This window comes from Pseudomonas sp. FG29 (genome assembly GCF_057809355.1).
In genome coordinates this window covers 64,906-84,013 of record NZ_JBMDJU010000013.1, presented here as the reverse complement: position 1 = coordinate 84,013, position 19,108 = coordinate 64,906, and the positions used below count along the sequence as shown (strand labels likewise).

Here is a 19,108-nt window from a genome sequence, read left to right as displayed (position 1 = left end):
CCACCCTACCCACTCGCTCCTACACGTGAAATTGCCGGCGTCACTGATAACGACAAGAGAGCCTGAAATGCCTGTACCCGATCTGTTCAAGCAAGGCCTGACCAAGGGCTGGAAGACATACGACGGTTCGCGTCTGGAAAACGACCTGACGCTGGAGGCCGATGTCGCCATCGTCGGCAGCGGCGCCGGTGGCGGCACCACGGCGGAAATCCTCAGCGCCGCCGGCTACAAGGTGCTACTGATCGAAGAAGGCCCGCTGAAAACCAGCGACGACTTCAAGATGCAGGAGGCCGAAGCCTACCCGAACCTTTATCAGGAAGGCATCGGCCGCATGAGCAAGGACGGCGCCATCACCATCCTGCAGGGGCGCGCCGTCGGCGGCACCACCCTGGTCAACTGGACCAGCAGCTTCCGCACGCCACCGCAGACCCTGGCGCACTGGGCCGAGGCCCATGGCGTGAAAGGCCATGACGTCGAGTCCATGGCGCCCTGGTTCGAGAAGATGGAGCAACGCCTGGGCGTCGCCCCCTGGGCCATACCACCAAATGCCAACAACGAGGTGATCCGCACGGGCTGCGACAAGCTCGGCTATCACTGGGCGGTGATCCCGCGCAACGTGCGTGGCTGCTGGAACCTCGGTTACTGCGGCATGGGCTGCCCGACCAACGCCAAGCAATCGATGCTGGTGACCACCATCCCCGCCACCCTCGATGCGGGTGGCGAGCTGCTCTACCTGGCGCGCGCCGACAAGCTGGTGATCGAAGGCGACAAGGTGGTCGGCATCGACTGCCTGGGCATGGACGCGCGCTGCGTCGCGCCCACCGGCAAGCGCATCCGAGTCAAGGCGCGGCATTACGTGCTGGCCGGCGGCGGCATCAACACGCCCGGGCTGCTACTGCGCTCCGCGGTGCCTGACCCGCACAAACGCGTCGGCCGACGCACCTACCTGCACCTGGTGAACTTCTCTGCGGCGCAGTTCGAGCAGGTCATCAACCCCTTCTACGGCGCGCCGCAATCGCTCTACTCCGATCACTTCCAGTGGGATGACGGCACCACTGGCCGGCTGTCCTTCAAGCTTGAGGTGCCGCCGCTGCAGCCGGCGCTGACCGCCACCCTGCTCGGCGAGTTCGGCCGCGAGAACGCCCTGCGCATGGAGCAGTTGCCACACACCAACGTGATGCTCGCCCTGCTGCGTGACGGCTTCCATCCGGACTGCGCCGAAGGCCGGGTGGAGCTGCGCGGCGATGGCAGCCCGGTACTCGACTACCAGATGACCGACTACACCTGGGATGGCGTGCGCCGCGCCTTCCTGACCATGGCCGAGGTTCAGTTCGCCGCCGGGGCCAAGGCGGTGATGCCGATGCATGCCGATGCCGGTTACGTGAAGACCTGGAATGAGGCCAAAGCCCTGATCGAGCAGCTCGATCTCGCGCTGTACCGCACCCGCCTGGGCAGCGCTCACGTCATGGGCGGCTGCGCCATGGGCGAAGACCCGCAGCAGGCGGTGGTCGACAGCCTCGGTCGCCACCATCAACTGGCCAACCTGTCGATTCACGACGGTTCGGTCTTCCCCACCAGCATCGGCGCCAACCCGCAACTGTCGATCTACGGGCTGACCGCCAAGCTTGCAACGCTGCTTGGTGAACGCCTGAAAAGCTCGAGCTAGAGGCGGCGGCGCCCTGGTCGGAACACACAGCTCATCCCCGTGGCTTGGCCACCGGGATGGGCTGCGCTACCATCCGACTCCTTTTCGACCCGCCAGGACGTCCCGATGAATCGAGTGTTATACCCCGGCACCTTCGACCCCATCACCAAGGGCCACGGTGATCTGGTCGAACGCGCTGCACGCCTGTTCGATCACGTCATCATCGCCGTCGCCGCCAGCCCCAAGAAGAACCCGCTGTTCCCCCTGGAACAACGTGTCGAGCTGGCCCGCGAGGTCACCAAGCACCTGCCGAACGTCGAAGTCGTGGGGTTTTCCACCCTGCTCGCGCACTTCGTCAAGGAACAGGGCGCCAATGTCTTCCTGCGCGGCCTGCGGGCGGTGTCGGACTTCGAGTACGAGTTCCAGCTGGCCAACATGAACCGCCAGTTGGCGCCGGATGTGGAGAGCCTGTTCCTCACGCCGTCGGAAAAGTACTCCTTCATTTCCTCGACCCTGGTACGCGAGATCGCGGCCCTTGGCGGCGATATCACCAAATTCGTCCATCCCGCCGTGGCCGACGCGTTGCAAGAGCGCTTTCGCAAAAGCTGAAGAGCACTTGTGGGAGGCGCTTCAGCGGCGACTGTCGCGGCTAAAGCCCCTCCCACAGATGCAGCACTGGCGCATGGCACAAGCCGCACCAATCCGGCACAATTCGCGCATCGTTGTCTGCCAATGTCGACGCCCACGCTTCGACAGGAGTTGTCCCATGTCCCTGATCATCACCGACGACTGCATCAACTGCGACGTCTGCGAACCGGAGTGCCCGAACGGCGCCATTTCGCAGGGCGAGGAGATCTACGTCATCGACCCCAACCTGTGTACCGAATGCGTCGGCCATTACGACGAGCCGCAGTGCCAGCAGGTCTGCCCGGTCGACTGCATCCCGCTCGACGAGAACAACGTCGAGAGCAAGGATGAGCTGATGCAGAAATACCGCATCATCACCGGCAAGGCCTGAATCGCATCCGCACCTGGCCAGGCAGACGCCCACACCAGGTCAAGACTGTTAAGCTGCGATCTCCTCAGCCCCTCTAGGTAGATCGCATGCTGCGCAAACTCCTGCTATCGACCCTGCTGCTTGGCGCCAGCCTGCTGGCCCAGGCCACGCCCCATCAAGCCGCAATCGCCACCGCCCACCCCGCCGCCACGGCAGCCGCCCAGCAGATGCTCGACGCCGGCGGCAATGCCTTCGACGCCGCCGTGGCCGCCAGCGCCGCGCTCGCCGTGGTCGAGCCTTACGGTTCCGGGCTTGGCGGCGGCGGCTTCTTCCTCCTGCGCACTGCTGGTGACACGCCTAGCTACGACTTCCTCGATGCCCGCGAACGAGCACCGCTGGAGGCCAAGGCCGATCTCTACGTCAAGGACGGCCAGGTGCAACGCGAGCTGTCACTCAATGGCGCCCTCGCCGCCGCCATTCCGGGCTTGCCGGCAGCGTTGGTGGAACTGGCCGAAAAGCATGGCCGCCTGCCCCTGAAAACCAGCCTGGCTCCGGCCATCGCCCTGGCCCGCGACGGCTTTGCCATCGACCGCGTCTACCGCGAGCGCGCCACCTGGCGCCTGGCAGCGCTGCGCGATGATGCGGAAAGTGCGCGCCTGTTCCTCAACCAGGGAGAGGTTCCCGCCGAGGGTTATCTGTTGCGCCAGCCGGAACTGGCCACCACCCTGCAGGCACTGGCTGACCATGGGCGCGCCGGCTTTTACTACGGCGCCCAGGCCGAACGCCTGGTCGACGGTGTGCGCCGCGCCGGCGGGATCTGGACGATGGACGATCTGCGCGGCTATCACGTGGTCAGCCGTGCGCCTCTGCGCTTCACCCTGGAAGAGGGTCACGAGTTGATCAGTGCCCCGCCGCCGTCGGCCGGTGGCGTAGCCCTGGCGCAAAGCCTGGGTATTCTCGAACAACTGCCCTGGCGAGATGCCGAGCCTGTGCAACGCGTGCATTACGTGGTCGAAGCCTTGCGCCGCGCCTACCGCGACCGCGAACTGCTGGGCGACCCGGACTTCATCAAGAACCCGCTGGACGAGATGCTTTCCCCTGGCCATCTCGCCGTTCTCGCCGGCAGCATCGACCCGCAGCAGGCCACACCCAGCTCCAGCCTGCCGCCCGCCGGCACCTGGCACGAGGGCGATCACACCACCCACTTCGCCGTGCTCGACAGCGAAGGCAACGCAGTGGCTGCCACCCTGTCGGTCAACCTGCCGTTCGGCGCGGCCTTCACCGTGCCCGGCACCGGCGTACTGCTCAACGACGAGATGGACGACTTCGCAGCGGACGTCAACGGTGCCAACGCCTACGGTCTGGCAGGCAGCAAGGCCAATGTCATCGCCGGCGGCAAACGCCCACTGTCGTCGATGAGCCCGAGCTTTCTCGAAAGCACCGACGAGTTCGCCGCCTTCGGCACGCCAGGCGGCAGTCGCATTCCGAGCATGGTGCTGCTGTCGATGCTGCAATACCTCGACGGCCAGCCCGTCGAAAGCTGGCCAGCCGTGGCGCGCTACCATCACCAGTTCCTGCCCGACGTGATCGAGCATGAACCGGATACCTTCACCCCTGAGCAGATTGCCGAGCTGCAAAAGCGCGGCTACAGCCTCAAGCGCCTGGATCGGCAGTACGGCAATCAGCAGGTGCTGTTCTGGGACAAGGCCAGCGGCGAGGTACAGGCCGCCAGCGATCCGCGCGGCATCGGGCAATCGCTGGTGGTACCGAACAAGTGATGGTGAACGCTAGGAGAGCCTGATCAGGCTCTCCTCGTCGTCACCGAAGCGGCGCAACTCGCGGAACAGCGCCTGTTCGTCGCCCAGCATCAGCACGTTGCGCAGGCTCTGGAAGATGCGGCTGACATAGCCCACGTCATTCATCAGCGAGCTGGTCTGCAGGCCATCCAGGCGGCCATTGCGCACCTCGGCGAACAACCGCTGGCGGAATTTCGCATCGAACCCCGCCGCCTGCTCATCGAGCCAGGCCAGGCGCGAGCGCCAGGCCTCTTCCGGCAGGTCGGTACGGGCCAGGTCACGCAGCTCATGGAGCATCGACACCAGATGGCGGCGCAATTCGACATAGGCGCTGCGCGCGGCTGAATCGGGCTCATCGAGGTAATGGCCAAGATTCTTCTGCAGGTGCTTGGCGTCCTTGACCGCATCCACCAGTTGCAGCGCCGCCAGTTGGCAACTGACCCAGAACTGCTGGTGCGCCTCGTCCATGGGCAGCTCCATGCGCCCCATGAAGCTCAGCAAGTCGCCATAAACACCCTTGATGTGAAACTGGTACAGGTGCTCCGCATCGAAGCCGCCCAGCGCGGGTTTGTCGCGCAGCAGACGATCATCCGCCCGCGCACGCGCCAACTGATCCACCGGCAGGTAGAGGGCATGGCAGATCACCTCCAGGCTCAGGCGGCCAAGGTGCCCCAGCTCCTGCACCACCGCGACGGAGGCCGACTCGACCGAATCCAGCGCACGCTCGTTGAGGTAGCGGGCCCGGGTGCGCTCCGGCTCACTGACCAGCGCAGGCGCCAGTTCGGTGATCAGCACCTGCGGCTCGACTCGCTCCGGCAGCCAGCGAATCAGCATCTGCGCCAAACGCCCCTGCAATGGCCAGAACAGCACCACCCCCATGGCGTTGAACAGGGTGTGGAACATGGCCAGCTGGATCAGACGGTTATCCCCCAGCCCAAGCGGCGCGGCCAGGGCATGCACCAGCCAGGTCATGGGCTCCAGCAGGATGAACGCCAATATTCCGGTGACCAGATTGAAGACCACGTGCGCCAGTGCCAGGCGTTGACCACTGCGGTTGCCGCCCAGCGAGCCGACGAAGGCCGTGGTGACGCTGCTGCCGACGTTCGAGCCGATGGCGATGGCCAGGCTCTGGCCAAGCTCCAGCTGCCCGCCGGCCAGCGCCGCCAGCGTCAGCATCAGGGTCGCATGGCTGGACTGCAGCACCACCGTAATGGCCATGCCGATACCGGTGAACAGCAGCGCGCCGAGTATGCCGTCGGCGCGCAATTGGGTCATGTCCAGGCCATCGCCGAAGCTGGCGAAGCCTTCCTTGATCTGGTCGATACCGAGGAAGATGAAGGCGATGCCCAGCACGATACGCCCGGCCGCCTTGCTGCTGGGGCCGAAAAAGCCGGCCAGCACGCCGAACACCAGCAACGGCAGGGCGAGTGGGCTGAGGCTGAGGTTCTGCCCGGCCATGGCCAGCAGCCAGATGCCGCTGGTAGCGCCAAGGTTGGCGCCGAACAGAATGGCGATGCCACCTGCCAGCTGGATCATGCCGGCACTGATGAAGGCGATGGTCAGCAAGGACACCAGCGTGCTGGACTGCAACAGCAGGGTACCGCCGACGCCGAACAGCAGGCTCTTGAATGGGGTGGCGGTGCTGCGCCCGAGAATCTGCTCGAGCTTGCTGCCAGCCAACTGCCGCAGGCCTTCTTCGAGGCATTGCATGCCGAACAGGAAGACCGCCAGACCGGCGCAGAGCTGCAGCCATCCTTCGCTGAACCAGAACGAGGCGATCAGCCCCGCAACGACCAGGGCCAACATGACCCCGCGCAGGTATTTCATGACCACCGTTTCATCCTTTCAGCGGTGTACAGAGAGAGGGCGGTTGAGTGCCCTACAGCAACTCTCAAACGCAAGCGGCCCCTCGCCCAATGAAGGCGAGAGGCCGCAAAAGCGATCGAACGGGATCAGTCTTGCTTGTAGCCGCTGCTGGTGCAGCCCAGGCAGCGTACGAAGGCTTCACGGCCCGGCTCGACCACCAGCGATTGGGCGGCCTCGCCGACGTTACCGCCCAGTGCGGTGAACGGCAGGCTGACGATGAAGGCGGCAGCGCCGATGGCCGTGGCGCCGATCAGCAGCGGCCGGGCAATCACCAGGTCACCGACCATGGCGTAGCCCTTGGGCGCCTCGACGTTGTAGAGCGGATCACCACTGGCATTCTGCTGCACCACTTCAGCCTGGGTAGGCAGTGCCAGCAGGCCAGAGGTCAGCGCCAGGACAGCAGCGGTTGAGCGGAACGCTTTCATGAATCGATCCTTAGGTTAGTCGCAACGGTGCCAGTAACTATAACAGCGCCTTGGCAATTGTCAGCGTGATCGCCGTCAATCGCCGTGAAAAGCATATTCAGGCTTTTTCGGGACGAATGGGCGGAAAAAAGCCAGCATGGTGGCCAGGTCGGCCTGCTCGTCACCCGTCGGGTAGAAGGTCGGCCCGATCACCACGCGACGATTCTGGTAATCCAGCGCCCCCATAACGATCGGTACGCCCGCGCCGCGAGCGATGTGGTAGAAGCCCATCTTCCAGCGCTCCACCTTCTTGCGCGTGCCCTCGGGCGACAGCACCAGAATGAACTGCCGATTCTCGCGGAACGCCTGCACCGCCTGCTCCACGGTGTTGAGCTGACGATCCCGGCGGATGGCGATGCCGCCCCAGGCCCGCGTCAGCCCCCCGAATGGCCAGCGGAAGATGCTGTGCTTGCCGAACCAGCGGGCATTCAGACGCAGCACGAACTTCATCGCGATGAAGATCACGAAGTCCCAGTTGGAGGTGTGGTGAGCGCCGATGGCGACGAACTTGTCGAGTTTCGGCAACTGCCCTTCGATACGCCAGCCCATGAGTTTCAGCACGCTGCGCCCCAGCCATTGGGCCGCAGGATTGGGCGGCAAGTAGTTAGCGGACATCTAATACCTTCGGTTTTCTTGTTTTTTTGCCGCAGGGCGGGTGCAACCCGCCATTGGCCTTTGGCGGTTGCCCCGCCCTACCGCTCGCCCATCAGCAGATTTTCAACGTTGGCACTTGGGGCAATAAACGCTGGCTCGCTGGCCCAGCTTGACCTCGCGCAGCGTACTGCCGCAGACCTTGCAGAACTCGCCGCCGCGGCCATAGGCGAACAGCTCCTGCTGGAAGTAGCCGGGCTGGCCATCGCCACCGACGAAGTCACGCAGCGTGGTGCCGCCCCGTTCGATGGCATAAGCGAGGATGCGCTTGATCTCCTCGGCCAGGCGCAGGTAGCGCGGGCGCGAAATCGAGCCAGCCTCGCGACGTGGATCGATACCCGCCGCGAACAGCGCCTCGGTGGCGTAGATGTTGCCAACCCCGACCACCACGGCGTTATCCATGATGAAGGGCTTGACCGCCATGCTGCGCCCACGCGACAGCTGGAACAGCCGCTCACCGTCGAACGGCCCGCCCAGCGGCTCAGGGCCGAGTTTGCTGAGCAACTCGTGGCGCAGCGGGTCTTCGCTCCACAGCAACGCGCCAAAACGGCGCGGATCGGTGTAGCGCAGCGCCAGGCCAGACTCCAGCTCGATATCCACATGCTCGTGCTTGGCCGCCGCCAGGCCGCATTCGACCAGGCGCAGGCTGCCGGACATGCCCAGGTGGCTGATCAGGCTGCCCGTCTCGGCCTTGATCAGCAGGTACTTGGCGCGGCGCTCCACGCACTCGATACGCTGGCCGGACAGACGGATGTCCAGGTCTTCGGGGATGGGCCAGCGCAAGCGGCGCTCACGCACGATCACGCGACTGACACGCTGCCCCTCCAGATAGGGCGCGATGCCGCGTCGGGTGGTTTCGACTTCAGGTAGTTCGGGCATGCTGATACGACTGTAGAACGACGGTGCGCAACCTTATCAGGATTGCCGGTGACCGATAAGCGACCAGGCGCGTTGCGGCGATTACATGACCGTCAGATCGCGAATGCTCTCGTGCAGGTTCTCGAAGTCGTATTCCGACAGGCCCACGTACTCCAGCACCAGTTGCTCGATGGCCTGCCACTCCAGATCCACGCCCTGCCCGCCGAGCACTCGGTAGGTCTCGCAGATGTGCTCGGCCATTTTCAGGATGGCGAGCAGGGTCTTGAGCTGAGCATCGCGCTGACTTTCATCGCAGAAGATGGAGAAGGCGTTGTGGTGGTTGGCGATCACCTGACAGAGGTGTTCCGGCAGGCGCCAGGAACGTGCCGTGAAGTAGCCCACCACGGCGTGGTTGGTACTCAGCAGCTGATTTTCCGTATCCACTACGCGGCACTGCTCGGTCGCATTGGCATAGGCCTCCTCGAGCACCTGCATGTAGTCGGGGAAACGCTTGAGCATCAGCGGAATGCCGCAGTTGTGGAACAGCCCGAGGCTATAGGCCTCGTCGGGCGAGTGGTAGCCGATGCGCTTGGCCAGGGTCAGACAGGTCATGGCCACGTCCTGGGCGCTGTCCCAGAAACGGTTGAGGGTCAGGATCGCCTCGTCGGTCAACTCACCCTTGATCGACTGGGCATTGATCAGGTTGATCACCGTATTGCAGCCCAGCAGATTGACTGCCTGCTGGATCGACGCGATACGGTTGGCCAGGCCGAAGTGTGGCGAATTGACGATTTTCAACAACGCCCCGGATAGCCCCGGATCCTGGCTGATCAGTTTGGCGATGGCCCGCAGATCCGGATCGGGCATGAACTGTTCCATCTGCAGATCGACCATGATCTGGGGCTGCGGCGGTACGCTGATGCCCTGCAGGATCTGCTGAATCTGCTCGGACGTGAGTTCATAGGTCATGGCGAAGGATCGGAGGAGATGAGAAGTACCGCACAGTCTAGCTAAAGCCAGAGCACTGGCGCATTCAACTTTTTTAACCACCCCGCTGGCAGCGCCGAAACGCTATAATTTTGCCCTTTTACCCGCGGAGCACCACGCCATGTCTTCCCTGCCCAGCCTGCGCCTGAAAGCCAATGCCGACCGACGCCTGCGCGCCGGCCATCTGTGGGTCTACAGCAACGAAATCGACGTCACCGCCACGCCGCTGCACGGCTTTGCAGCCGGCGATCAGGCGATTCTCGAAGCCGCCGGCGGCAAGCCGCTGGGCATCGTCGCCATGAGCCCGAACAACCTGATCTGTGCTCGCCTGCTGTCGCGCGATCTCAAACACGAGTTGGACAAGTCGCTGCTGGTGCATCGCCTCAACGTCTGCCTGTCGCTGCGCGAGCGCCTGTTCAATCAACCCTGCTATCGCCTGGTCTACGGCGACTCCGACCTGCTGCCAGGTCTGGTGGTCGACCGTTTCTTCGACATCCTCGTGGTGCAACTGGCCTCGGCCACCATGGAGCGGCACAAGGATGATGTACTGGCCGCGCTGATCCAGGTGCTCAAGCCCAGCGGCATCCTGCTCAAGAACGACTCCAGCGCCCGCGACGCCGAAGGCCTGGAACGCTACGTGGAAACCGCTTACGGCCAGGTGCCGGAGTGGGTCGCCCTGGAAGAGAACGGCGTGAAGTTCGAGGCGCCGGTGATCGAAGGGCAGAAAACCGGCTGGTTCTATGACCACCGCATGAACCGGGCGCGCCTGGCGCCCTATGTACAGGGCAAGCGTGTGCTCGACCTGTTCAGCTACATCGGCGGCTGGGGCGTGCAGGCGGCGGCCTTCGGCGCCAGCGAGGTGTTCTGCGTCGATGCCTCGGCCTTCGCCCTCGATGGCGTGGAGCGCAACGCCGCGCTCAACGGCCTGGCCGAGAAGGTAACCTGCGTCGAGGGCGACGCCTTCGCCGCCTTGCGTGAACTCAAGGCGGCCGAAGAGCGCTTCGACGTGGTGATCGCCGACCCACCCGCCTTCATCAAGCGCAAGAAGGACATCAAGAACGGTGAAGCGGCCTACCGTCGCCTCAACGAAATGGCCATGCGCATGCTCAACAAGGACGGCATCCTGGTCAGCGCCAGTTGCTCGATGCACCTGGCCGAGGACAACCTGCACCAGATTCTGCTGCAGAGCGCACGCCACCTCGACCGCAACATCCAGTTGCTCGAACGCGGCGCGCAGGGCCCGGATCATCCGGAACATATGGCGATCCCGGAAACACGCTACATCAAGAGCCTGACCGTTCGTCTGCTGCCCAATAGCTGAGCCTGACCGCCCCAAGCGGTCGACACCCAGGTCATTAGCGACCGGGAGAGCGCCCTGGCGATGGGGCTCTCCCGGGCAGCCTTAGCCCCGACCTAGAGCGCTGGCGGCGAAACAGTTGAGGCGTGACCCGAACCGCCATCGATATGACACTCTCGCAACGCACCTGGCGCATACGCCAATTTTCAAGCGCCCACTCGATCATCCCCCTGTCAACGCGGGCAGCACGGGCGATATGCTAAGCCCTTCGCCCAGCTGAGCCTGCATCATGATCATTGTCTTCCGATACGGTATCCGGCGCCTTATGGCCAAGGCGTTCGCATACCTCGTACTAACCGCATGCATCTCGTCCGACCGGTCACTTCGCCCGGTTGGCGCCTCCTCGTTCGCAAACTTCTAAAATCGACGGTATACCAACTGCGGGAGCCAACCGAGCGATGCCAGGCGGAATCGAATCAGGATTGTGCGGGGTTTCAGTTCGAGTAACCGACAACGAACGCGCGCCTCCTCGCTCTGTGCCGTAGCCATAAGCCATATCCATGGCGGGGATCGTATTTACGGCATCGAAAGTCCCCCACTTTCGAACTTCTTCGTCGAATAGCCCCCAATCGGAGAGAACCTCTACCACCTTTGTGCCTCGCCGCGGCGGTCTTCAGCGAACCAGCCGCCATAAGAAGAGAAGAGCCCCTGTGAATATTGCAACGACGCTCTCCCATACGTCTGTACGCCCTCGTAAACAGCAGAACGAAGATGCCAACTGTCCCCACTGCAAGACTCGCCTGGCGCGAGCCTGTGCCCTTGCGCGCCTGAGAGAACGCAAGCGCATCGCGCAGGAGTTGCATGACGAACTGGGCCAGCAACTGACCGTTCTCCTCCAGGGGCTGGGGGTGCTGCGCATTCACCTGGGGAGTGATCGCCCGGATCTTCTGGAACAGGTCAGTCGCCTCTGTTCGATCACCCATGGCGCGATCGATACCATCCGCGAGCTGCCTAACGGTGGCTCCCCCGGACATTCGCAGAATATCGACAGGGCTCTGGAAGGTCTGATCGAGGATTTTCGCCAGGTCTCAGCCATAAATTGCCGTTACAATCGGCCGCCGCAGGGCATCGATCTCGAGGCAGAGCGCGCCGCGCATCTGTATCGCATCGTCCAGGAATCGCTGACCAACATCCTGCGCCATGCCAACGCCAGCCATGCAGAAGTCAGCCTGGAACGTCGCGAGAACGACTACGTGCTGGAGATCTTCGACGACGGCCAGGGGTTCGCCCTGAACGACATCATGCCCGATTCCAACGGTCTGTCAGGCATGCGCGAGCGTGGACGCAAGCTCGGTGGCCCGGTCATCGTTTTCAGCCATCCGGGGCAAGGCACCATCGTCCAGGTGATCTTCCCCATCAGCCTCCAACCCAGGGAGAGCGCATGATCAATCTGATGCTCGTAGACGACCACACCATCATGCGTGAAGGTCTGAAGCGAATCTTCGAGCTGGACAAGGACATCGTCATCAAGGGTGAAGCCGCCAGCGGCTCACAGGCCCTGGAGTGCCTGCGATCATTGACCGTCGATCTGCTGTTGCTGGATATCAGCATGCCGGGGCTCAGCGGCGAAGCGCTGGTTTCACGCATCGTGCATCAACACCCCATCCTGCCGATTCTGGTGCTGAGCATGCATAACGACGCCCAGTTGGCCATGCGCGTGCTGCGCTGCGGAGCCGCGGGTTACCTGACCAAGACCCAGTCGCCCGAAACCCTGATCGCGGCTGTGAAGAAGGTCAGTGCCGGCGGGCGTTACATCGATCCGGATCTACTCGAACAGATCGCCTTGAGCAGCCTCAAACCTCAAAGCAACCGCGGCCTCGACAGTTTGACCAACCGAGAGTTCCAGATCATGCGACTGCTGGCTGAAGGTTTGAGCGTCAACCGCATCGCCGAGCAGTTGATGATCAGTAACAAGACCGTCAGCACGCATAAGATCAATCTGATGGAAAAGATGGGATTTTCCAGCAATGCCGACCTGATCAAGTACGCAGCCAGCTTTCCCGACCCTTACCTCAGATAGGGAAATCCCTAGTACCTGACAGGAATTTCATAGCAAGAAAATCCAGAAAACCCTGATGCCGCTGGCCGGCGGGGCTGATGCATCCTGCCAGAGTCGATGGAATGATCGCAGGCAACCCGCAGGAACCCCGCCTGATCGCTGTTCCGCGACGACAACAGCCTATCTGTCGCGGAGTCGAGAAGTGCGCGATCACACTCATCACCTGATTGCCCCATCACTGATTCTGCTCTGCGGCCTCGCCTCGACGCTCGTCGTCGGGCTCGGCTGGCTAAGCCTGATCCCTGTTCTGATCATTCTGCTGGCTGCGGGCGCCGCCCTCCTGCTGCTCGGCAAGCGCCCCTCCCCGCCCGCAGAAACCCTGCCTTCCACGCACATCAGTGTCGAGGCCAGCAAAGACGATCTCGAAGCCCTCTGTGGACAGACCCTCCCCGTCTGGGCGCAACAGATCGAGAGCGCCCGCGGGCACAGTGAAGAGGCCATCAGCTCGCTCAGCGAGCGCTTCTCCAATCTTGCCGGGCGCATCCAGCAGAGCCTGGGCAATGGCCCGGAACGCGAAGCCGGCAACCGCCTGGTTGCCCTGCTTTCCACCAGCCAGCACGAACTCGACATGATCATCATGGCCTTGCGCGAAGCCTTGGCCAGCAAGGAGTCGCTGCTCAAGGAAGTGATGCAGCTCTCCGGCTTCACCGATCAGTTGCAGACCATGGCGCAGGACGTCGCCGACATCGCCAAACAGACCAACCTGCTGGCGCTCAACGCGGCCATCGAAGCCGCCCGCGCCGGCGAGAGCGGTCGCGGCTTCGCCGTGGTCGCCGATGAGGTACGCAAGCTCTCGGCGATGTCGGGCGAAACCGGCCAGCGCATCGGCGAAACCGTGAACATCGTCAACGGCGCCATCCACAAGACCCTGGCCATCTCCCAGGAATATGCCAAGACCGATGCGCTGACACTGAACAACGCCAGTGAAGTCATCAATGGCGTAATTACCCGTTTCCACCACAGCGCCAGCGGCATCGTCAGCCACAACGAATCCATGCGCAGCCAGAGTGAAATCGTCGCTCAGGACATCGCCGAAGTGCTGGTCGCCCTGCAGTTCCAGGATCGCATCAGCCAGATGCTCGGCCATGTGCGCGACGATCTGGACAAGCTGCAACTGCACGTCGAAGAACGCCAGCGCCTGCGCTCGACGGGTGAAACGCCGCCAATGCTGGACAGCCAACGCTGGCTGCAAGAGCTGGCGCAGACCTACACCATGCCCGAACAGCACGCGATTCACCGGGGCGATGCGCCCGGCAAACGCAACGATTCCGACATCACTTTCTTCTGAGGTACCCCATGGGCAAGACCGTACTCATCGTCGACGACTCGGCATCCATTCGCCAGGTCGTGGGCATCACCCTGAAAGGGGCCGGCTACGATGTGATCGAAGGCTGCGACGGCAAGGATGCCCTGAAAAAACTCGATGGCCGCAAGGTGCACCTGATCATCAGCGACGTGAACATGCCCAACATGGACGGCATCACCTTCCTCAAGAACGTCAAGCAACTGCCCGCCTACAAGTTCACCCCGGTGATCATGCTCACCACCGAAGCCGGCGAAGCGAAGAAGGAAGAAGGTCGTGCGGCCGGGGCCAAAGCCTGGGTGGTCAAGCCCTTCCAGCCGGCGCAGATGCTCACCGCCGTTTCCAAATTGATCCTGCCATGAGAACGGCGCCATGACCGACGCGCCGGGCGAGAACCTGTACCGCATCCTGCCGCTGGAAGGTGGCCTGACCATCTACAGCGTCAGCGAGAACCTGGATCTGCTGATGCGCGCACTGGCGCCGGGTGCGGAGGTGGAACTGGATCTCTCCGCCCTCGACGAAATCGACTGCGCCGGCCTGCAACTGCTGGTGCTGACCAAGCAGGAAGCCGAGCGCCAGGGCTGCCAGCTGCGCCTGAGCCATCACAGTCCGGCCGTCATCGATGCCTTCGAACTCTCTGGCCTGGCGTCCTTCTTCGGCGACCCCATCCTGATCAAACCCAGCGGCGAGTGACACGGCATGGATATGGACGAAGTACTCAAGATATTCATCGCCGAGAGCCGGGAACTGCTCGAACAGATGGAGGAAGCCCTGCTGGTGCTGGAAAGCGCCCCGGACGATGCTGATACCATCAATGCGATCTTTCGTGCGGCCCACACCATCAAGGGTTCGGCCGGCCTCTTCGGCCTCGACCTGATCGTCGGCTTCACCCATATTGCCGAAAGCGTGCTGGATCGGATTCGCAATGCCGAACTGCGTTTCGACGGCACCCTGACCGCCCTGTTCCTGCAGGTGGGCGACCACCTGGGCCACCTGATCGACCTGCTCGACGAAGGCCAGACACTCGACCAGCTCGACCCTGCCCTGCTCGAACAGAACCATCAACTGGGCGACCAGCTCAGCCTCTATATGGACGCGCCGCAGAACACGAGCAACCTGCCGTCCAGCAATGGGCTGGTCGAGCGCAGCAGTGTCGGCGGCGTCAGCGCCGACCATTGGCACCTCTCGCTGCGTTTCGGCCCGGACACGCTGCGCAACGGCATGGATCCACTGTCGCTGCTGCGCTATCTCAACACCTTCGGACGCATCGTCAGCATCGTACCGCTGCTCGACCGCGTACCGCCGGCCGCCGAGATGGATCCGGAAACCTGCTACCTGGGCTTCGAGGTCGCCTTCGCCAGCGAGGCGGACAAGGCCACCATCGAAGGGGCTTTCGAGTTCGTCCGCGAAGACAGCCTGATCCGCATCCTGCCGCCCAACAGCAAATCCGAGGAATACCTGGAGCTGATCCGCACCTTGCCGGAAGAGGACATGCGCCTCGGCGAAATCCTCATGCGCTGCGGCACCCTGACCGCTGCCGAACTGCAGGAGGTGCTGCACACCCAGGTGCAAGGCCAGCAACAGGCTGAAGCACGCCCCATCGGCCAGGTGCTGGTGGAGGAGAGCCTGGTGCAGCCGCCGGTGATCGCCGCTGCCCTGCAGAAGCAGCAACAGGTCAAGGAAAACCGCAGCAATGAAGGCAACCTGATTCGCGTCGATGCCGGCAAGCTCGACCAACTGATCAATCTGGTCGGCGAACTGATCATCGCTGGCGCCGGGGCGCGCATGACCGCCCAGCAATGCGGCCATGCCGAAATGCTGGAATCCACCGAACTGCTCTCACGCCTGGTCGAGGAAGTCCGCGACAGCGCCCTGACCCTGCGCATGGTGCAGATCGGCGCCACCTTCAACCGCTTCCAGCGCGTGGTACGTGACGTGTCCAAGGAACTGGGCAAGGACATCGCCCTGTCCATCAGCGGCGGTGATACCGAGCTGGACAAGACCGTCGTCGAGCGCATCACCGACCCGCTCACGCACCTGGTGCGCAATGCCATGGATCACGGCATCGAGTCGCAGGCCATGCGCCAGGCGCGGGGCAAGCCAGCACAGGGCAACGTGCGCCTTAACGCCTACCACGATGCCGGCAGCATCGTTCTGGAAGTCGCCGACGATGGCGGCGGCCTCGACCCGCAGCGCATCCTGGCCAAGGCCCGCGAACGCGGTCTGATCAGCGAGGGGCAGACGCTGACCGAGAAGGAAACCTTCAACCTGATCTTCGAGCCGGGCTTCTCCACCGCCGAGCAGGTGAGCAACCTCTCCGGTCGCGGCGTCGGCATGGACGTGGTCAAGCGCAACATCACCGCCCTGCGCGGCAGCATCGACCTGGACAGCACCCTCGGCGAAGGCACCTGCGTACGCATTCGCCTGCCGCTGACCCTGGCCATCATCGATGGCTTCCTGGTCGGCGTCGGCCAGGCCGGTTACGTGATTCCGCTGGATCTGGTCGAGGAATGCATCGAGCTAGAGGTCAATGCCCGCCATGATCGTGGGCACATCTCGCTGCGCGGCGAAGTGCTGCCGTTCATCCGCCTGCGCGAGTTGTTCGACGAAGCTGGCCAGCCGCCCCGACGTGAGAACGTCGTCGTGGTCAGCTACGCCGGGCAGCGCGTCGGCCTGGTGGTCGACCACCTGATGGGCGAGTTCCAGACCGTGATCAAGCCGCTGGGCAAGCTGTTCGAAACCTGCCGTGGCGTCGGGGGCTTCACCATTCTGGGCAGCGGCGCCGTGGCGCTGATTCTCGACATTCCCAGCCTGCTCACCGACCTGTCCAGCACCACGACGAACGCGGCTCCGCTCACCAGCGAAGCCTGAAATCAGCCAATGAGCGCACATCATGAGTCTTCCCGATAATCCGGCGAGTTCGCCGCAGCACCCGGTGGCAATGCTTCCAGCCTCGGGGAAGGTGGTCGACGAGCAAGACGCCTCGCGCCAGTACCTGACCTTCGAACTCAACGCCCGACGTTATGCCCTCGACGGTTTGAGCGTGCGCGAGATCATCGAGTACCCGCAGCTTACCCGTGTGCCCATGGCGGCCTCGTGCATCCATGGCGTGATCAACCTGCGCGGCGCGGTGGTGCCAGTGATCGACCTGAACCTGCGCTTCGGCCAGGGCCCAAGCCGCATCGACAAGCGCAGCTGCATCATCATCGTCGAGGTGGTGGAAGAAGAGGACGCTCAGGTACTGGGCATCATCGTCGACGCCGTCAGCGAAGTGCTGGAGGTCGCCGCCGCGCAGATCCGCCCGGCGCCAGCGTTCGGCAACCCCATCCGCAGCGACTTCATTCACGGCATGGTGCGCCAGGGGGACGACTTCATCGTCCTTCTGACCATCGAAAACACCCTGGCGGTCGCCGAAATTGCGGCTTCCGGCAACAAAGCACGCACCTGAGCAACCGACCAGGTCAAATGGAGAAAGTAACCATGTTCAAGAATATGAAAGTGGCGACCAAGCTGGGGCTGGGCTTTGGCATGGTCGTGCTCCTGCTGATAATGGCGACGCTGCTGGGGATCATACGCATGAGTGCGATCAATGATTCCAGCACCTTCATCGTCGAGGATCGCTACGCCAAGGTGCTATTGGCTCAAAGCATCAAGGACGAGACCCTCAATCAAGCTCGTTTCATCCGCGATATCTTGTTGATTGACGATAGCGCCTCTGACGAGAAGAACCGTGAGTTGATCAGTGCAAGCCGCCAACGCCGTGCGGATGCCACCGAAGAACTCGGGCGCATGATCAATACGCCGGAAGGGCGCGAGCTGATGGCTAAGGTCAATACGGCACGAGACGCCATAGGCAAACGTTACGATGAAATTTTCACCATGCTCGATGATCAGGAGCGGGCGGAAAGCTATCTGTATGAGCAGTTGATTCCCACCAACAACGAGTTGCTCGCAGCTGCAGATAACATGCTCAAGTTCCAGGCTGGGCTGATGGACAAGAGCTCAGACGAAGCCACGGCCCTCTACGAAGAGTCTCGTTTGCAGCTGATGATCATCGGCGGCGTGGCAGTCCTTATTTCCATTCTCCTGGCCTGGCTGATCACCCGCAGCCTGGTACGCCAGCTCGGCGGCGAGCCGGGCTATGCCGCAGAGGTGGTGTCGCGCATCGCCGAAGGCGACCTGCGTGTGCAGATCAATACCCGCCCAGGCGACACCACCAGCATGCTGGCCGCCATCCACGGCATGTCGCAGCGCCTGGCGCAGATCATCTCCGAAGTGCGCAGCAACGCCGACGCGCTGACCAGCGCCTCCGAGGAAATCTCCGCGACCGCGCAGAGCATGAGCCAGGCGGCCTCCGAGCAGGCGGCTTCGGTAGAAGAAACCAGCGCCTCGATGGAGCAGATGTCCGCCTCCATCGCGCAGAACACCGAGAACGCGCGCATCACCGACGGTATGGCGAGCAAGGCCAGCGGCGAAGCTGGCGAAGGCGGCCAGGCGGTCAAGGAAACCGTACGGGCGATGAAAACCATCGCCGACAAGATCGGCATCGTCGATGACATCGCCTACCAGACCAATCTGCTGGCGCTCAACGCCGCCATCGAAGCCGCGCGCGCCGGCGAGCATGGCAAGGGCTTCGCCGTGGTCGCTGCCGAAGTACGCAAGCTAGCTGAACGCAGCCAAGTTGCCGCACAAGAGATCGGCGAGGTGGCCAAGTCCAGCGTGCAACTGGCCGAACGCGCCGGCACCCTGCTCGACGAGATCGTGCCGTCCATCGCCAAGACCTCCGATCTGGTGCAGGAAATCGCCGCCGCCTCCGAAGAGCAGAGCTCGGGCGTCGGCCAGATCAGCACAGCCATGAATCAGCTCAACGAAATCACCCAGCAGAACGCCTCCTCCTCCGAGGAGCTGGCAGCCACTGCCGAGGAAATGAGCGGCCAGGCCGAGCAACTGCAGCAACTGATGGACTTCTTCAAGCTCAACAGCACACCAGGTGCCCGCAGCCCGCAGCGTCACGCTCCGGTACCGCGTTCGGGCCACTCGCCACGCGCCACTCAGGCCGATGACGACGCGTCCACGCTGATGGCCGGCGGCCTGCCTGCTGGCTACGTGCGCTTTCAGGAGTAGT

17 protein-coding genes and 1 pseudogene are annotated in these 19,108 nt (G+C 63.2%); 13 read left to right on the top strand and 5 right to left on the bottom strand.

Annotation, left to right across the window (positions count from 1 at the left end):
* Positions 1–67 precede the first annotated feature (67 nt).
* The 4 genes from ACODS1_RS14915 (at position 68) to ggt (ending at position 4,420) form a co-directional block, all read left to right on the top strand.
* Positions 68–1,666 (top strand): GMC family oxidoreductase, encoded by a 1,599-nt coding sequence (locus ACODS1_RS14915; RefSeq protein ID WP_489086269.1) that lies wholly within the window; start codon positions 68–70, stop codon positions 1,664–1,666.
* Positions 1,667–1,771: 105 nt separating this feature from the next.
* Positions 1,772–2,254, top strand: a complete 483-nt coding sequence (gene coaD / locus ACODS1_RS14910; RefSeq protein WP_322978878.1) for a pantetheine-phosphate adenylyltransferase — start codon at positions 1,772–1,774, stop codon at positions 2,252–2,254.
* A 157-nt stretch (positions 2,255–2,411) separates the two neighbouring features.
* Positions 2,412–2,663, top strand: coding sequence for a YfhL family 4Fe-4S dicluster ferredoxin (locus ACODS1_RS14905; protein ID WP_004373873.1), 252 nt, complete (start codon positions 2,412–2,414; stop codon positions 2,661–2,663).
* Between the two features lie 86 nt (positions 2,664–2,749).
* Positions 2,750–4,420, top strand: a complete 1,671-nt coding sequence (ggt, locus tag ACODS1_RS14900; protein ID WP_489086268.1) for a gamma-glutamyltransferase — start codon at positions 2,750–2,752, stop codon at positions 4,418–4,420.
* Positions 4,421–4,429: 9 nt separating this feature from the next.
* On the opposite strand, the gene ACODS1_RS14895 is transcribed toward ggt, so the two are convergent.
* The 5 genes from ACODS1_RS14895 to ACODS1_RS14875 all read right to left on the bottom strand — a co-directional run bounded on the left by ACODS1_RS14895 (position 4,430) and on the right by ACODS1_RS14875 (position 9,246).
* Complete coding sequence (locus ACODS1_RS14895; protein ID WP_489086267.1) at positions 4,430–6,265, bottom strand: Na/Pi cotransporter family protein; 1,836 nt, start codon at positions 6,263–6,265, stop codon at positions 4,430–4,432.
* A 125-nt stretch (positions 6,266–6,390) separates the two neighbouring features.
* Entirely contained in the window at positions 6,391–6,729 is a 339-nt protein-coding gene (locus tag ACODS1_RS14890) for a multidrug transporter (protein ID WP_489086266.1), read from the bottom strand.
* 75 nt (positions 6,730–6,804) lie between these two features.
* Positions 6,805–7,383, bottom strand: coding sequence for a lysophospholipid acyltransferase family protein (locus ACODS1_RS14885; RefSeq protein ID WP_489086265.1), 579 nt, complete (start codon positions 7,381–7,383; stop codon positions 6,805–6,807).
* 102 nt (positions 7,384–7,485) lie between these two features.
* Positions 7,486–8,298 (bottom strand): bifunctional DNA-formamidopyrimidine glycosylase/DNA-(apurinic or apyrimidinic site) lyase, encoded by an 813-nt coding sequence (gene mutM / locus ACODS1_RS14880; protein ID WP_489086264.1) that lies wholly within the window; start codon positions 8,296–8,298, stop codon positions 7,486–7,488.
* Between the two features lie 81 nt (positions 8,299–8,379).
* Positions 8,380–9,246 carry an HDOD domain-containing protein gene (locus ACODS1_RS14875; protein ID WP_489086263.1) on the bottom strand — a complete coding sequence of 289 codons (867 nt, stop codon included), beginning with the start codon at positions 9,244–9,246 and terminating at the stop codon, positions 8,380–8,382.
* Positions 9,247–9,385: 139 nt separating this feature from the next.
* On the opposite strand from ACODS1_RS14875, the gene ACODS1_RS14870 reads away from it, so the two are divergent.
* The 9 genes and pseudogenes from ACODS1_RS14870 to ACODS1_RS14830 all read left to right on the top strand — a co-directional run bounded on the left by ACODS1_RS14870 (position 9,386) and on the right by ACODS1_RS14830 (position 19,107).
* On the top strand, positions 9,386–10,585 hold the full coding sequence (locus tag ACODS1_RS14870; protein ID WP_489086262.1) for a class I SAM-dependent rRNA methyltransferase: 1,200 nt from the start codon (positions 9,386–9,388) through the stop codon (positions 10,583–10,585).
* 686 nt (positions 10,586–11,271) lie between these two features.
* Entirely contained in the window at positions 11,272–12,006 is a 735-nt protein-coding gene (locus ACODS1_RS14865; RefSeq protein ID WP_489086261.1) for a sensor histidine kinase, read from the top strand.
* The gene (locus ACODS1_RS14860; RefSeq protein WP_322978887.1) at positions 12,003–12,641 is read left to right on the top strand and encodes a response regulator transcription factor; all 639 of its coding nucleotides are present in this window, start codon (positions 12,003–12,005) and stop codon (positions 12,639–12,641) included. The genes ACODS1_RS14865 and ACODS1_RS14860 overlap by 4 nt, the downstream gene beginning before the upstream one ends.
* 709 nt (positions 12,642–13,350) lie before the next feature.
* Positions 13,351–13,968, top strand: a pseudogene (locus tag ACODS1_RS14855) (methyl-accepting chemotaxis protein); the annotation flags it as partial.
* Between the two features lie 8 nt (positions 13,969–13,976).
* Entirely contained in the window at positions 13,977–14,345 is a 369-nt protein-coding gene (locus ACODS1_RS14850) for a response regulator (protein WP_489086260.1), read from the top strand.
* 10 nt (positions 14,346–14,355) lie between these two features.
* Positions 14,356–14,676 (top strand): STAS domain-containing protein, encoded by a 321-nt coding sequence (locus tag ACODS1_RS14845; RefSeq protein ID WP_489086259.1) that lies wholly within the window; start codon positions 14,356–14,358, stop codon positions 14,674–14,676.
* 6 nt (positions 14,677–14,682) lie between these two features.
* Positions 14,683–16,854 (top strand): chemotaxis protein CheA, encoded by a 2,172-nt coding sequence (locus ACODS1_RS14840; protein WP_489086258.1) that lies wholly within the window; start codon positions 14,683–14,685, stop codon positions 16,852–16,854.
* 22 nt (positions 16,855–16,876) lie between these two features.
* Positions 16,877–17,431 carry a chemotaxis protein CheW gene (locus tag ACODS1_RS14835; protein WP_489086257.1) on the top strand — a complete coding sequence of 185 codons (555 nt, stop codon included), beginning with the start codon at positions 16,877–16,879 and terminating at the stop codon, positions 17,429–17,431.
* 32 nt (positions 17,432–17,463) lie between these two features.
* Positions 17,464–19,107 (top strand): methyl-accepting chemotaxis protein, encoded by a 1,644-nt coding sequence (locus tag ACODS1_RS14830; RefSeq protein ID WP_489086256.1) that lies wholly within the window; start codon positions 17,464–17,466, stop codon positions 19,105–19,107.
* The last annotated feature ends 1 nt before the right edge of the window (position 19,108 follow it).